Below are 12,793 nucleotides of genomic sequence, written 5' to 3'. Positions count from 1 at the left end.
TCCACGCAATCATTTTCTTGGAGTCACAAGCGCAACTGCCGCCTCGGCGGTCAATTGCCGGAACGTGAAGGTTTCCTGCAGATACAGTTCAACGACAGAACTGGAATGGCTCAGGTAGCCGATCGAGAAATCCTGACCGATATCCAGTTCGAAATCGCCGCCCCGCGTGGTGAGTACAAACCCGCCTTCAATCGCCGGCGCCCAGATAATTCCGCCGTCCACCACACGCTCGATATGGTGGAACACTGGATATCCATCGTCGCTGCCACCGCTTGCTGCCGTGTAGGCGTTCCCGCCGAGAACAAGGGCATAGGGACCTTCACATCCAGCACGCCGTAACTCACTCACCGCCTGCGCCACAGCATCCGGGTAGCCCTTCACACTGGCCGGAAGCGTCACGGCGGCGTTGCTACTGCCTTCCCGGATACCCTGGATCGCGGCCGCGGCATATCCTTCGAAAACCGCACGATCTTCGGCGAAGGCAATCTTCCGCGCCGCGTCCTTGACAGGCGACCAGTCAGAATCGGTTGCGCCGCGCTCCACGTCGTCAATCGCCTGACGCGTGAGTTCGAACGGAACGCGCAGTTCGACGAGGGCCTTCACGTCGCGCTGCGCGGCCTGGATCCCGTCGCCCGGCCCTGAAATCTGCTTGAGGTGCCCTGTCCCCACAGCCGAGAAATCGACGCCCTTCGGGCCGACAACGTCCACAACACGGCGCGCTGCCAGGTGACGCTTGAGTGTGCGAGAGGCTTCCTGCTCGATCTGTTCCCACGCTCCCGCCGAGATGGGCGCGAGGTGCCGATGGAGATTATTCATGTCCTGCCTCTTTCTTCAGGGATCCAATCCCGAGTGAGCCATCGCTGCTACGCGCGTTCGGCTGAGGCGCCACAGGCGCCCGCGCCTTCTTCGCGTCGGTGTCGGCAACCGGTTGTGCCTCTGGGTTGACATCATCCAGGAACGTCACCGTCGGCACGAAGAACAGGCATCCGGTCAATGTGTGGCTGAAATCGAGCAGATGGTCGTAGGTACCCGGCGGATTGCCGATGAACATGTTCTCCAGCATCTTCTCGATTCGATACGGTGACCGCGCGTAACCGATGAAATACGTGCCGAATTCACCCTTGCCCACCTCGCCGAACGGCATGTTGTCGCGCAGGATCTGAAGCTGCTCGCCGTTCTCTTCAATCGACGTCAGAACGTTGTGCGCGTACGGTTTCTTCACGGAGTCAGGCTGTTCGATGTCGGACAGTTTGTGCCGGCCGATAATGTTCTCCTGCTCCTCGACAGGCACTTTATTCCATCGCGCGACGTCGTGCAGATACTTCTGCACGATCACATAGCTGCCGCCAGCAAAGGCCGAATCTTCATCCCCGACAAGGGTGGCCGCTTCGGCAGCCTGCCCCACCGGATTTTCTGTACCGTCCACAAAGCCAATGAGATCGCGGTCATCGAAAAACTTGAAGCCGTGCACCTCGTCGACGGTCGAGACGGCACCGTTGAGCCGCGACATGATATGCGTCGCCAGCTCAAAACACAGATCCATGGTCGCAGCACGGATGTGAAACAGGATGTCCCCGGGCGTCGAAACGGCGGTATGCACACCACGAATTTCGCGAAACGGATGGAGGTCCTTCGGCCGCGGCGGTCCGAACAGGCGGTCCCAGGCCTCTGAGCCAAATCCCATTACGCAGGTCAGTTGGCCATCGAGATCGCGAAACCCCACGCCCCGCAGCAGGCTCGAAAGATCCGCGCATAAGCCGCGAACCGTTTCCTCGGACGTCGTTCCAGGATTGATTGTCACAACCAGAAATATCGCCGCCCGCGTAAGCTTGGCAGCGACGGACTGGGACACGGGGTGTGGCAGGCTTGAGACCATGCTCGATCCGTTTAATACCTTTGGTTCAATCGCGATCCGGCCCGCAGCAGGGCAAGCCCTACGGCACATCGGTGATGTTCTTGAGTTGCTATGTTGAGGTCAGTCCATGTTTCGAAACGCATGGCCGTCCGCGGCGACACCTTGCACCACGCCCGGAGGCAACAGATCCTGCGCAGCAGTGCCATCGAAGACCCAATCCGATTTATCGGCGAGGTCGGGGAGACCCGCACCCTTGCGTACGTAGAGGCCGATGGCTGGCTTTTTCGCGTTGATGTAGAGATCGTATTCTTGCATCACGGCCCTCCTGCTGCACTGGCGTCCAAGCTTGGTGTTCAATAAGTCCAAAACCCGTATGAGAACCCAACCATACAACCTCGCGCGCAGCACTCCCATGGGAATGTTCGCGGCTTGTTTAGCCCTCTCCGCTACTGGCAGTTCAGCCGGTCAGTTTTTGACGGTCTGAACCGCACATCACAGCTTGACGGGCCGGCCTGACGGTTCTTCTTCCAACGTCACGGCAATATCAGCGTTCGCCGAGAGGCGAACCTTGTTGCCTTCAACGCCAGCCACGAAGCCGGTTTCGATGTAGTGATGGTGTCCGGCGTGGGCTCCGAAGCTGTCGCTCTTTTTGAGCTTGATGCGATCACCTTCGATGCGATCCACTGTGCCGACATGAACGCCGTCGGCCCCGATGACCTCCATGTTTTCCTTGATCTGATTCTTCATCGCAACTGCCTCCTTCTTTGAGTTCGTGCGTGTTGAAAACGGTCATTCGCCAAGAAACACAGGCACCAGATCCTCCTCAACAACGATCCGCGCGGCCTGGGGTGTCTGGTCGCTCCCGACAAGGTCGAGATGAGTTGCGGCTTCAAACAACAGCGCGCGTACCTCGTCTGATGAAAGAACATTTTTAGAGACAAGCTTGCGCACCAGCGCTTGCAGGATAAGGGAGTCGATTTCACCGTGTCCAAGAGCCGTGAATCTTCCGACCATTTCGATCTCCAAGGTTAGCCTGCGGCTCCGATCTCGGCGTTTGGTGCGGTAGTGCGCCTAAAGCGAACGCTCCTGAATATCCTTTTGCAATTGCGCGAGCGCGTGGCGCAGCCCATGGATCTGGTCCATGAGATGAAGGATGACGTCGATCCCCTCATCATTAGCACCCAGATCGCTCTTTAGATCATGAATGAGACGGGCCCGTGCAACATCGATGTCAGAGAACTGAATTCCGACGGAGGTTTCCTCTGGAATCAGCCATCGCTGCTCGAGCCAGAGGTCCAGTGTCTGCACCTGAAGACCCGAATAAGTCAGAAATTCCTGCTTGTTCATGATCAAGATGTCCTGTCCGCGCGCGGATTGAATTCTTTGCCCTTCTCCCAATTCGAGACGAAGGCTTCGAGTTCCGGATCTGGAGATTTAGGCAAAACCACCTTCAATTTGACGAACTGATCGCCCTGCCCGCCGCCGCGGCGGGGCGCGCCCTTCCCCCTGAGGCGCAGGGTGGTGCCGGTGTTCGATCCCTTTGGCACCGCCAACTGCACATCTCCCGTCGGCGTCGGAACGCGGATCTTCCCTCCCAATACGGCTTCGGTAAGAGAGACCGGCAACTCGATAGATATATCGTCGCCGTCGCGGGTGAAGCGGCGATCGGGCAGGACCTCCACCTCGATCAGGGCATCTCCAGGGCCGCCCTTACCGGCGCCGGGCGCTCCCTTGCCCTTGAGACGGATAACCTGACCGTCCACCAGACCGGGTGGAATTTTCACGTCAAGCGAACTACCGTCAGGCAGTGTCAGACGTTTGTCCGCGCCCTTGATCGACTCCACAAAATCGATCGGCACGGTGTAGTGCAGATCCGGTCCACGCCGGTTCGCACGTGCTCTCTGACCGCGGCGCAGGAGTTCTGCAAACGCATCGTCCGTATCCATGTAGTCGGCGAAGCCCGAGCTGTTCGCATAATGATGCCCTTCGTCCGAGGTGGCAAAATCCCGGTAATAGTGATGCTGCGGCCGCTCTGCACCGGTCGCGTCGATCTCACCATTGTCGAAACGCTTCCGCTTCTCGGCGTCGCTCAGCAAGTCGTAGGCGCCGGCGACTTCCTTGAATTTCTCTTCAGCCGACCTGTCGCCGGGATTCAAGTCCGGGTGCAATTTCTTTGCCAGCTTCCGATACGCCTTCTGGATGTCGGCGGCAGAGGCAGTCGGGGCAACGTCAAGAATCTCGTATGGATTTCTCACGACTTACTCCGGACGCACAATGTTTGTCTAAAATCACGAGTACGGCACGTAAGATTGGCAAATGCTACAACAACCCCGCCTCACATACCAACCCGCCAACGGCGCGATGCCGCATCTGCTAAGAATGCCGCTTTTAAAGGCGCTGGCCCGCTTCTTCGTTCAGCTTGAGGGCTCAATAACGATCCCTTCAGCGCCGCGCAGACTGAGTAGACCGTCAATCACCTCAGCCTGCCGATCCATAAACGTCGACAACAAGACATGCCCACGGACCTCCAGCGAAACGGTCGCCATGCCAAGGTTCAGCGCAACGAGTGACCGCTGGTCCTGATGCTCACGCGCATAAACCAGGAGATCATCAGCAACGCTCACGAGCCTGTAACCACCGAGTGCAAGCTCTGGGCGGGCACGGCGCAGTGAGACCAGCGCCTGGTACAGGCTGAGCATGGACGCTGTGTCCTGACGCTCGGTGGCGACGTTCACCAAGGCGATATCCTTGCTGAGTGGCAGCCATGGCTCGCGAACGCTGAATCCTGCATATGCTGTTTCATCCCATTGCATCGGCGTGCGGCAGCCGTCGCGGCCAACGCCCATGCCCGGGACATTCTTCTCCCACGGGTCCCTCACCCGATCCGGCGCGATCGCAACCTGCGGCATCCCGATCTCGTCGCCGTAATACAGCGTTGGCGTTCCCCGGAGCGTCAGCAGTAGCATGGCCGCGACGCGCGCCTGATCGGTACCTAGACGGCTGGCGATGCGCTGGCGGTCATGATTGCCGAGCACCCAGTTCGGCCATGCGCCGGCCGGCAACGCGGCTTCATAGTCGTCGACAAGCTTTGCGATGGCACGCGCATTCCACGGCGTCGAGATCAGGGCGAAGTTGAACGGCAGGTGAGCGCCAGCGAGATTGCGGCCATAATAGGCTACGAGCTTAGCTGGCGGTAGATAGATTTCACCGATCAGTACACGATCGTCGAATTCGTCGATCACCTGCCGCAACTCGGCGACGACGTCGTGGACTTCAGGCCTGTCGGTCGAATAAAGCGGGATTAGTTGCTCATAAGGCTGCTGTCCCGGCACGAAATCGGGATTCGGCGGGTTGTCCCGCAGCACATCGTCCTTGATCAGATGCCACATCACATCGACACGAAATCCATCGACACCGCGCCGCAGCCAGAAGCGCATCACGTCATGCATGGCACCGCGCACTTCGGGATTGCGCCAGTTCAGATCGGGCTGGCTGCGCAGGAACGCGTGATAGTAATACTGCCCGGTGTGGGCATCGAATTCCCAGGTGCTGCCGCCGAATTCGGAAAGCCAGTTGTTCGGAGGACCGCCCTCTCCCTTTGGATCGCGCCAGATATACCAGTCGCGTTTCGCACTATCTCGCGAACCGCGGCTTTCGATGAACCATGGATGCTGATCGGACGTATGGTTGGGGACAAGGTCGAGGACGATCTTCAGTCCAAAATCGTGAGCAGCCGCCACCAGCGCATCGAAATCGGCCAGCGTGCCGAACAGCGGATCGATACCCGTGTAGTCGGAGATGTCGTAGCCAAAATCTTCCATCGGCGATGGAAAAATCGGCGACAGCCACAGCGCATCGACGCCAAGTTCACGCAGGTAAGGCAGCCGCTCGATGACGCCGCGAAGGTCCCCTACGCCATCGCCATCGGAGTCCTGAAAGGAGCGCGGATATATCTGATAGAGAATACCCGATTTCCACCAGGGAACATTCTCACGCATGGCACACGCCAACCCTGTGACAGTAAAGACAATCGAGAACCTGCACATAGGCGGAAGAAAAAGTCGCTGGCAACACCCGCTTGAACCCGCCTCGTCCAAAGCAGATAATTCAGTTGATGAATCGCGTTGCGCGGCCGCGTGACATAAAACTCTCACATTGCAGCGCGGACTTGAGCATGAGTTTCCGGGTGTCACAGCGCCAACAATCTCGTAGACCGACGCGGTTCAACCCGGACACTCGCCGCTGGACGGTCATGGTGATCGTGCTGATCGGATCGCTCGGTGTCTATGCCGTCGAACGCTGGATGCGGAAGCCGGACGCGCCGGTCTCGGGAAATGCGTTTGTGGCCGATGGCGACACACTGACAATCTCCGGCACGCGAATTCGCCTTATCGACATCGATGCGCCCGAACTTGACCAGACCTGCACTGATGCACAAGGTCGCGACTGGCCTTGCGGACGGCAGGCTTCCGCGCAACTCCGAAGCCGTGTCCGCGGACACGATCTCACATGCCAGCCGAAATCGATCGATAAGTACGGGCGTACGCTGGCGACCTGCACCCTTCCCGATGGCACCGACGTCAATGGCTGGATGGTCCAGCAAGGCTGGGCCGTAACATCAGGATTTGCGAACGGTTACGGCGCCCAACAGGATGATGCGAAATCCGCGAGGCGCGGATTGTGGGCCGGGACATTTACACCGCCGCGCGAATGGCGGCACCAGCATCCGCGCACGGATGATCACCGCAAGGATTAGCTGCGTCCCTGCGTCTCAGCTCGCTTTCGCAAGGCACGGCTGCTCCCGCAGGTGCCGCTCGGTCGATGCCGGATATTTCCGCAACATCGCCGCTGGCCTGATCGGGCGCGGCACAAAATTGCCCGCGCAGTTGGGGCATGCGCCTTTAAAAACGGTATCTGCGCAAGTTGCGCAGAACGTGCACTCGAAGGTGCAGATCACAGCCTCGCGGCTCTCGGGCGGCAAATCCTTGTCGCAGCATTCGCAATTCGGCTTGAGCTTTATCATCGCGCTTCTCCCGTGTGCGGCTTGCCGAGCCTATGCGGCTGGCCAGGGCGGTGCAAGGCTGTCCAGCAGCGTCCAATGCTTGCGTCCGGGCGGCTTTTGATCTTTCCTGCGTCCAGAACGACTGAGGAAATTGCAATGTCAAAACCGCAAAGCATCCAGGAATCACGTGCGGCTGAATCGGAGGTGCTTTATGCGGTCGATGGTAACATCGCCACCATCACACTCAATCGTCCTGAGCGGTTGAACACGATCTCGCGGCCGATGCTGGCGCAACTCGGTCAACTGCTTCTGCAAGCGGACGCGGATCCTGCGGTACGCGTCGTCATTCTCACCGCAACTGGACGCGCTTTCTGCGCGGGTCTCGATGTGTCCAGTGCGTCCAGCGGCACCGGCATCGGCTCGCAGAACGACGCCGATGGCGCGCGGACGACGCTTGATCTCAAGACCGCTCCTCCGACGATACTCTTCAACATGGAGAAACCGACGATCTGTGCGCTCAACGGCGCAGCAGCCGGCTACGGCATGGACACGGCGCTCGGCTGCGACATTCGCATTATGGCCGAGAGTGCGAAGTTTGCTGCCGCATTCGTCAAGCGCGGTATCGTGCCTGAGTCAGGCGGTACCTGGTTTCTGCCGCGCATGTTGGGTTGGGCCAAGGCAGCCGAAATCATCTTCACCGGCCGCACGCTTTCGGCAAAGGAAAGCCTCGAGATGGGTCTGACCAATCATGTGGTCCCCGATGCCGAGCTGATGCCGCGCGCCCGGGCCCTTGCCTCTGAGATCGCCGCCAATGCGCCGTTGGCTGTCCAGTCGGCCAAACGCATGATGCGCGTCGGCCTTTCCGAGAATTTCAACGATCATGTCCACCACGTTTTCCTGCAACTGCTGCCGTTGATGCGCACGCAGGATTTTCGTGAAGGCCTGGCATCGTTCCTCGAAAAGCGGCCGGCGGACTTTAAGGGACGCTAATCTACGCAGCGCCCAACCGCTCGTCTCTGTTGCGCAGCCAGCGGATCGCCGGCAGCGTCAGGAGCACCATGATCGCTTTGCCTACGATCTGGCCTGCCAGAAACTCAAGGCTGCCAAACGCGAGCCACAGGAACAGCAGCGAGTCCGCCACCAGTCCCACAAGGCTGCTCGCTGCCACGGCGAGCACAAGCCCGCGTTTTTGCAACGGCGTGTAGACAGCGAAATCGGCCAGTTCCGACAGCAGGAACGCAACCGCCGACGCAACGACCAGCGGCGCAGGGGCCAGTGCTGCTGAGAACACCGTCCCCGCCCCGATCGCAGCCAATCCGTAGGTAACGCCAAGCCGCCGCTGCACGAGGTCGCGCAGCACAAGCGCAAGCCCGGCCATCAGCACGCCACTCGGCGCCATCAGACCCGGCGCAACTGGTATCAGGCATGGGCCGTCCGGTGGACAAACGGTGCCGATGTGCTGGATCAGCCAGTTCGCGACCGGAATGCAGGCGATATAGGCGGCCAGAAATACAAAGCCTTCCGTGCGAAGCCGGTGCGCGAGGGTCATTGCTTTTCGGTCTTCGCTTTCGCGCTGTAAGCCGCCCAACCTTTAGCGCGCAGGCTGCATGCCGGGCACTCGCCGCAGCCGTAACCCCAGTCGTGCCGCGCGCCGCGCTCACCGAGGTAACAGGTGTGGGAGTGTTCAACGATCAGATCGACCAGCCCCTTGCCGCCGAGTTCTTCCGCCAGCGCCCATGTGTCACCCTTGTCGCGCCACATCAGCGGCGTGTGTAACTCGAACGGACGTGCCATCCCGAGGTTAAGCGCGATATTGAGCGCCTTGATCGTGTCATCGCGGCAATCGGGATAACCGGAGAAATCCGTCTCGCACATACCGCCGACGATGTGCGTAATGCCCCGCCGATAGGCCAGCGCAGCGGCAAAGGTGAGGAACACCAGATTGCGGCCGGGCACGAAGGTGTTGGGCAAACCACCCTCGCCCATCTCGATGGCCGTGTCGCGCGTCAGCGCGGTCTCGGAAATATCGCCCAGGGTCGGGATGTCCAGCGTGTGGCTTTCGCCGAGTCTCGCCGCCCATTCCGGGTGTAGAGCCTTCATGCCGCCGATCAATGTCGCCCGGCTTTCCAGTTCGACGGCATGCCGCTGGCCATATGAGAAGCCGATGGTCTCCACGCGTTCAAAACGAGCCAAAGCCCACGCGAGGCAGGTGGCGGAATCCTGCCCGCCGGAGAAAAGCACAAGAGCTGCGTTGTTTTGGCTTAATTCCTTCATGGCATTGCACTTAGCATCCGAACACCGCGCCGCCAATTGTCTCGGGACCATCGTTACGGCATAGAGGGCAGAACCTGTTCAGCCCACGGTGCGCCATGCCTGCTTCCCATGACATCTCCAAACTGCTTGAGATAATGGCTGCTTTGCGCACGCCGAAAACCGGATGCCCATGGGATCTGGAGCAGACGTTTGCGACCATTGCGCCCTATACCATTGAGGAAGCCTATGAGGTCGCCGAGGCGATCGCGCGGGACGATCTCGACGATCTGAAGGAAGAACTCGGTGACTTACTCCTTCAGGTCGTGTTCCATTCACGGATGGCCGAGGAGAAAGGCGCCTTCGCGTTTGGCGACGTCGTCAACGCCATCACCACAAAGATGATCCGGCGTCATCCGCATGTGTTCGGCGACAGGGCCGGCCGGATGACACCCGATGAAGTAAAAGGCCTGTGGCACAGCATCAAGGCGGAAGAGAAAGCCGAGCGAGCGGCGTTGCGCGGGGAGGTTCCTGATGCAAATCCCGGTCTCTTGGAAAGCGTCAAGAAGAGCCAGCCGGCGCTGGCGCGCGCGATGGACTTGCAGCGGACTGCTTCGACCGTCGGCTTCGACTGGAACGACCCGCGGGCGGTGCTCGCCAAAATCCGCGAGGAGGCCGACGAAATCGAGGCGGCGCTGGACAGCGGCGATCAATCGCACATCGCCGAAGAAACCGGCGATCTTCTGTTTGCCGTCGTCAATCTGGCGCGCCATGCCAAGGCCGATCCCGAGATGGCGTTACGTGCAACCAACGCGAAGTTCGAGCGGCGGTTCGCCTATATCGAACGCACTCTCGCCGCGCGCGGTTCATCGCTGGAAGCAGCGACGCTGGCCGAGATGGACGCGCTATGGAACGAAGCGAAGACTGCGACATAGTTTTCGCGGCAAGCGCAATCAATGTGTGCTTGGGACAGCGCCGAACTTGGCAATCGTGATGTCGCGCTTGGTCTCATCCACGCGCACGGTCATGGCAAACCGACCATTCTCCATATGTTTGTCCAGCACTTCCGCATTCCGGTGCAGCCAACTGATGCCGGCGCCGTCCGACGCATCGATAGAGAGATCCAGCGTCACGCGGGTCGCGGCCAGACGGTCTTCGATCGCCGCAAGCAGGGCATCAATGCCCTCTCCGGTCACAGCCGACACCGGAAAGCACGGCCGTTCTGGCGAGCGCCGCGCGGCGATATTCATGAGATTGGCACGACCCTCTTCGTCGAAGCGGTCGATCTTGTTCCAGACTTCCAGAATGCGTTGACCGCTATCCGGATCAATGCCGAGCTGACGCAATACGCCCTCAACGTCATGCTGCTGGGCGTCGGCATCCTCGTGCGAGATATCGCGCACATGCAGAATGACGTCAGCCTCGATGACTTCCTCGAGCGTGGCGCGGAACGCCGCCACCAGCATGGTCGGCAAGTCCGAGATGAACCCGACGGTATCCGACAGCATGGCCTTGCCGCCGTGCGGTAGCGTCAGCGCGCGCAAGGTCGGGTCGAGCGTTGCGAACAGCATGTCGGCGGCTTGCACGTCCGCGCGGGTTAACCTGTTAAACAGCGTGGATTTACCCGCATTGGTGTAACCGACCAGCGCGACAACACGGTAAGGCACGCGTTGACGCCCTGCCCGGTGCAACCGCCGCGTTGCCTGCACCTTCTTGAGTTCAGACTCGATCTTGGAGATACGATCGCCGATCAAGCGACGGTCGGCCTCGATCTGGGTTTCGCCGGGGCCGCCCATGAATCCGAAGCCGCCGCGCTGGCGTTCAAGATGGGTCCATGACCGAACGAGACGACTGCGCTGATAATTCAGATGCGCTAGCTCAACCTGCAACGTACCTTCGCGGGTTTTGGCGCGGCGGCCGAAGATTTCCAGAATGAGACCGGTGCGGTCGAGCACCTTGGCATTCCATTCCTTTTCGAGATTGCGCTGCTGAACCGGCGAAAGCGCGCAATCCATCACCACCAGATCGACTTGATTGGCCTTGATCAGGCCGATCATCTCCTCGACTTTGCCTTTGCCGAGATAGGTCGCTGGCCGGATTTCGCTCAACGGCGCCAGGACCGCCTCCGCGACAGTGAGATCGATGGCACGCGCCAAACCCGCAGCTTCTTCAAGCCGCGCTTCAGGATTGCGTACTCCATGAGCTACCGTCGTCGCGTCGGGATCGCCCCGCCGCACGCGCTTGTAAGGACCGATGACCAGCACCCGTCCTGTGTCGCCCCGCGCCGACTTTGGCCGGTCGGCGCCCCCGTCGAAGTTGCGGGGTTCCAAATTAATTCAATCTCAAGCTGGCGCGTCCTCGCCGCCTTCGAACAGCTGGATGGGAGCGCCCGGCATGATCGTCGAGATCGCATGCTTGTAGACAAGCTGCGAATGACCATCGCGCCGAAGCAGCAGACAGAAATTGTCGAACCAGGTGACAATGCCCTGCAGCTTCACTCCATTGACCAGAAAGATCGTCAGTGGCGTTTTGGTTTTGCGAACGTGATTGAGGAAAGTATCCTGTAGGTTTTGTGCGCGGTCTGCCGCCATTTTCTTATCCCGCATTATTGTTTTTGGGCCCGACCTGCCCTCTGCGTGGCGTGGTCCGGCTGCCGGCGTCCCTGAGATCCCCCTCCGGGTGCTGCAACGCGATTAAAAGGCACGCCCGGTTGTTAGGCAAGGCCGCGGTACCCGGCTAAGCCGCCAAAGGGCGGAAAAACTTACGAAAATGCTGAAAATCGGTGGAATTCTTCCCGCAATCGCATGGAAATGGAGCCGGGTTTACCATCTCCGATGCTGCGACCGTCGATCTTGACCACAGGCATGACGATCTGGCTGGACGCAGTGACAAACGCCTCGGCCGCTTCATAAGCCTCGGCCGGGGTAAAAGGACGCTCCTCGAACTTGATCTGGAGCGCTGCCATCACCTCGGTCAGCACCGCTCGCGTGATGCCGGCAAGGATGCCGCTCTCGGCCGATCGAGTTACGACGCTGCCGTCCCGGGTCACGATCCAGGCGTTGCTCGATGACCCTTCGGTGACGTGGCCGTTGCTATCGACGTACCACGCCTCGTACGCGTCGTTCTCGCGCGCCTGCTGCTTCGCCAGCACGTTAGGCAGCAGCGATACGGATTTGATATCCACCCGCGGCCAGCGATTTTCGGGAACAGTGATGACCCCGATTCCCTTCGCCGCCGTTTCCTGATTTTTCTGAAAGTTGAGAGCGCGCGCTGTGACCACAACGGCTGGTTTGACGGGCTTGACCGGAAATGCGTGATCGCGCCGGGCTACGCCGCGTGTCACCTGCAGGTACACGATACCGTAGCTCACGCGATTGCGCCGCACGGTTTCGTGGATCACGACTTCCAGTGCGGCAAGCGGCATCGGCATATCGATGCGCAATTCGCGCAGCGAGCGCTGCAGCCGCGTCAGGTGGCGCGGCATATCCACCACCTTGCCGCCCCTGATTTCGCAGACCTCGTAGACGCCATCTGAAAACTGATAGCCGCGGTCTTCGATGTTCACACTGGCATCCCGCATGTCGCGGTACTGGCCGTTCACATAGGCAATGCGGGACATGCGGTCGTGTCTCGATTCCGAAGTTCGTAAGACTTTGCTGCGCTCCCTGATACGAACTTCGGAATCA

Annotated in this window: 17 protein-coding genes; 3 read left to right on the top strand and 14 right to left on the bottom strand. The window is 59.9% G+C overall.

The window, feature by feature from the left end:
- Positions 1 to 9: 9 nt before the first annotated feature.
- The 8 genes from AC1RM7_RS02865 to AC1RM7_RS02830 form a co-directional block, all read right to left on the bottom strand.
- Positions 10 to 816, bottom strand: a complete 807-nt coding sequence (locus AC1RM7_RS02865) for a family 1 encapsulin nanocompartment shell protein (protein WP_024919260.1) — start codon at positions 814 to 816, stop codon at positions 10 to 12.
- Positions 809 to 1,876, bottom strand: a complete 1,068-nt coding sequence (locus AC1RM7_RS02860) for a Dyp-type peroxidase (RefSeq protein ID WP_024919259.1) — start codon at positions 1,874 to 1,876, stop codon at positions 809 to 811. The genes AC1RM7_RS02865 and AC1RM7_RS02860 overlap by 8 nt, the downstream gene beginning before the upstream one ends.
- A gap of 99 nt (positions 1,877 to 1,975) precedes the next feature.
- Positions 1,976 to 2,170: a hypothetical protein gene (locus tag AC1RM7_RS02855; RefSeq protein WP_006020559.1), complete on the bottom strand. Its 195-nt coding sequence runs from the start codon at positions 2,168 to 2,170 to the stop codon at positions 1,976 to 1,978.
- Between the two features lie 177 nt (positions 2,171 to 2,347).
- Entirely contained in the window at positions 2,348 to 2,602 is a 255-nt protein-coding gene (locus AC1RM7_RS02850) for a DUF2171 domain-containing protein (protein ID WP_024919258.1), read from the bottom strand.
- A 42-nt stretch (positions 2,603 to 2,644) separates the two neighbouring features.
- Complete coding sequence (locus AC1RM7_RS02845) at positions 2,645 to 2,869, bottom strand: hypothetical protein (RefSeq protein ID WP_024919257.1); 225 nt, start codon at positions 2,867 to 2,869, stop codon at positions 2,645 to 2,647.
- 57 nt (positions 2,870 to 2,926) lie between these two features.
- A complete protein-coding gene (locus AC1RM7_RS02840; RefSeq protein WP_024919256.1) occupies positions 2,927 to 3,202 on the bottom strand; it encodes a chaperone modulator CbpM in 276 nt (91 codons plus the stop codon).
- Positions 3,203 to 3,204: 2 nt separating this feature from the next.
- Positions 3,205 to 4,110, bottom strand: a complete 906-nt coding sequence (locus AC1RM7_RS02835; RefSeq protein WP_024919255.1) for a DnaJ C-terminal domain-containing protein — start codon at positions 4,108 to 4,110, stop codon at positions 3,205 to 3,207.
- Positions 4,111 to 4,269: 159 nt separating this feature from the next.
- The gene (locus tag AC1RM7_RS02830) at positions 4,270 to 5,853 is read right to left on the bottom strand and encodes an alpha-amylase family glycosyl hydrolase (protein ID WP_024919254.1); all 1,584 of its coding nucleotides are present in this window, start codon (positions 5,851 to 5,853) and stop codon (positions 4,270 to 4,272) included.
- Positions 5,854 to 6,107: 254 nt separating this feature from the next.
- Here AC1RM7_RS02830 and AC1RM7_RS02825 point away from each other — a divergent pair, with 254 nt between their 5' ends.
- Entirely contained in the window at positions 6,108 to 6,611 is a 504-nt protein-coding gene (locus tag AC1RM7_RS02825; RefSeq protein ID WP_051472476.1) for a thermonuclease family protein, read from the top strand.
- Positions 6,612 to 6,626: 15 nt separating this feature from the next.
- Here the strand turns inward: AC1RM7_RS02825 and AC1RM7_RS02820 are convergent, their stop codons facing one another.
- Positions 6,627 to 6,878: a DUF1272 domain-containing protein gene (locus AC1RM7_RS02820; protein ID WP_081758601.1), complete on the bottom strand. Its 252-nt coding sequence runs from the start codon at positions 6,876 to 6,878 to the stop codon at positions 6,627 to 6,629.
- 135 nt (positions 6,879 to 7,013) lie between these two features.
- On the opposite strand from AC1RM7_RS02820, the gene AC1RM7_RS02815 reads away from it, so the two are divergent.
- Positions 7,014 to 7,847, top strand: a complete 834-nt coding sequence (locus tag AC1RM7_RS02815; RefSeq protein ID WP_024919252.1) for an enoyl-CoA hydratase/isomerase family protein — start codon at positions 7,014 to 7,016, stop codon at positions 7,845 to 7,847.
- Position 7,848: 1 nt separating this feature from the next.
- Here AC1RM7_RS02815 and AC1RM7_RS02810 read toward each other — a convergent pair whose 3' ends face one another.
- Positions 7,849 to 8,406: a VUT family protein gene (locus AC1RM7_RS02810; protein ID WP_024919251.1), complete on the bottom strand. Its 558-nt coding sequence runs from the start codon at positions 8,404 to 8,406 to the stop codon at positions 7,849 to 7,851.
- On the bottom strand, positions 8,403 to 9,131 hold the full coding sequence (queC, locus tag AC1RM7_RS02805; protein WP_024919250.1) for a 7-cyano-7-deazaguanine synthase QueC: 729 nt from the start codon (positions 9,129 to 9,131) through the stop codon (positions 8,403 to 8,405). Before queC ends, AC1RM7_RS02810 begins: the two co-directional genes overlap by 4 nt.
- 95 nt (positions 9,132 to 9,226) lie before the next feature.
- On the opposite strand from queC, the gene mazG reads away from it, so the two are divergent.
- A complete protein-coding gene (gene mazG, locus AC1RM7_RS02800) occupies positions 9,227 to 10,042 on the top strand; it encodes a nucleoside triphosphate pyrophosphohydrolase (RefSeq protein ID WP_024919249.1) in 816 nt (271 codons plus the stop codon).
- Between the two features lie 18 nt (positions 10,043 to 10,060).
- On the opposite strand, the gene hflX is transcribed toward mazG, so the two are convergent.
- The 3 genes from hflX to AC1RM7_RS02785 form a co-directional block, all read right to left on the bottom strand.
- Entirely contained in the window at positions 10,061 to 11,437 is a 1,377-nt protein-coding gene (hflX, locus tag AC1RM7_RS02795; protein WP_024919248.1) for a GTPase HflX, read from the bottom strand.
- Between the two features lie 12 nt (positions 11,438 to 11,449).
- On the bottom strand, positions 11,450 to 11,698 hold the full coding sequence (hfq, locus tag AC1RM7_RS02790) for an RNA chaperone Hfq (RefSeq protein ID WP_006020546.1): 249 nt from the start codon (positions 11,696 to 11,698) through the stop codon (positions 11,450 to 11,452).
- A gap of 170 nt (positions 11,699 to 11,868) precedes the next feature.
- Positions 11,869 to 12,726 carry a D-amino-acid transaminase gene (locus AC1RM7_RS02785; RefSeq protein ID WP_024919247.1) on the bottom strand — a complete coding sequence of 286 codons (858 nt, stop codon included), beginning with the start codon at positions 12,724 to 12,726 and terminating at the stop codon, positions 11,869 to 11,871.
- Positions 12,727 to 12,793 lie beyond the last annotated feature (67 nt).

It is taken from the genome of Afipia sp. GW822-FHT03D08, assembly GCF_058801645.1.
This window is presented reverse-complemented; position numbering and strand designations above follow the sequence as displayed.

Coding starts and splice junctions, on each gene's coding strand:
- AC1RM7_RS02840 (WP_024919256.1), bottom strand. CDS start 3,202: ATGAACAAGCAGGAATTTCTGACTTATTCGGGTCTTCAGGTGCAGACA.
- AC1RM7_RS02815 (WP_024919252.1), top strand. CDS start 7,014: ATGTCAAAACCGCAAAGCATCCAGGAATCACGTGCGGCTGAATCGGAG.
- AC1RM7_RS02830 (WP_024919254.1), bottom strand. CDS start 5,853: ATGCGTGAGAATGTTCCCTGGTGGAAATCGGGTATTCTCTATCAGATA.
- AC1RM7_RS02810 (WP_024919251.1), bottom strand. CDS start 8,406: ATGACCCTCGCGCACCGGCTTCGCACGGAAGGCTTTGTATTTCTGGCC.
- hfq (WP_006020546.1), bottom strand. CDS start 11,698: ATGGCGGCAGACCGCGCACAAAACCTACAGGATACTTTCCTCAATCAC.
- AC1RM7_RS02865 (WP_024919260.1), bottom strand. CDS start 816: ATGAATAATCTCCATCGGCACCTCGCGCCCATCTCGGCGGGAGCGTGG.
- mazG (WP_024919249.1), top strand. CDS start 9,227: ATGCCTGCTTCCCATGACATCTCCAAACTGCTTGAGATAATGGCTGCT.
- AC1RM7_RS02855 (WP_006020559.1), bottom strand. CDS start 2,170: ATGCAAGAATACGATCTCTACATCAACGCGAAAAAGCCAGCCATCGGC.
- AC1RM7_RS02845 (WP_024919257.1), bottom strand. CDS start 2,869: ATGGTCGGAAGATTCACGGCTCTTGGACACGGTGAAATCGACTCCCTT.
- AC1RM7_RS02860 (WP_024919259.1), bottom strand. CDS start 1,876: ATGGTCTCAAGCCTGCCACACCCCGTGTCCCAGTCCGTCGCTGCCAAG.
- AC1RM7_RS02820 (WP_081758601.1), bottom strand. CDS start 6,878: ATGATAAAGCTCAAGCCGAATTGCGAATGCTGCGACAAGGATTTGCCG.
- AC1RM7_RS02785 (WP_024919247.1), bottom strand. CDS start 12,726: ATGTCCCGCATTGCCTATGTGAACGGCCAGTACCGCGACATGCGGGAT.
- AC1RM7_RS02850 (WP_024919258.1), bottom strand. CDS start 2,602: ATGAAGAATCAGATCAAGGAAAACATGGAGGTCATCGGGGCCGACGGC.
- AC1RM7_RS02825 (WP_051472476.1), top strand. CDS start 6,108: ATGGTGATCGTGCTGATCGGATCGCTCGGTGTCTATGCCGTCGAACGC.
- queC (WP_024919250.1), bottom strand. CDS start 9,131: ATGAAGGAATTAAGCCAAAACAACGCAGCTCTTGTGCTTTTCTCCGGC.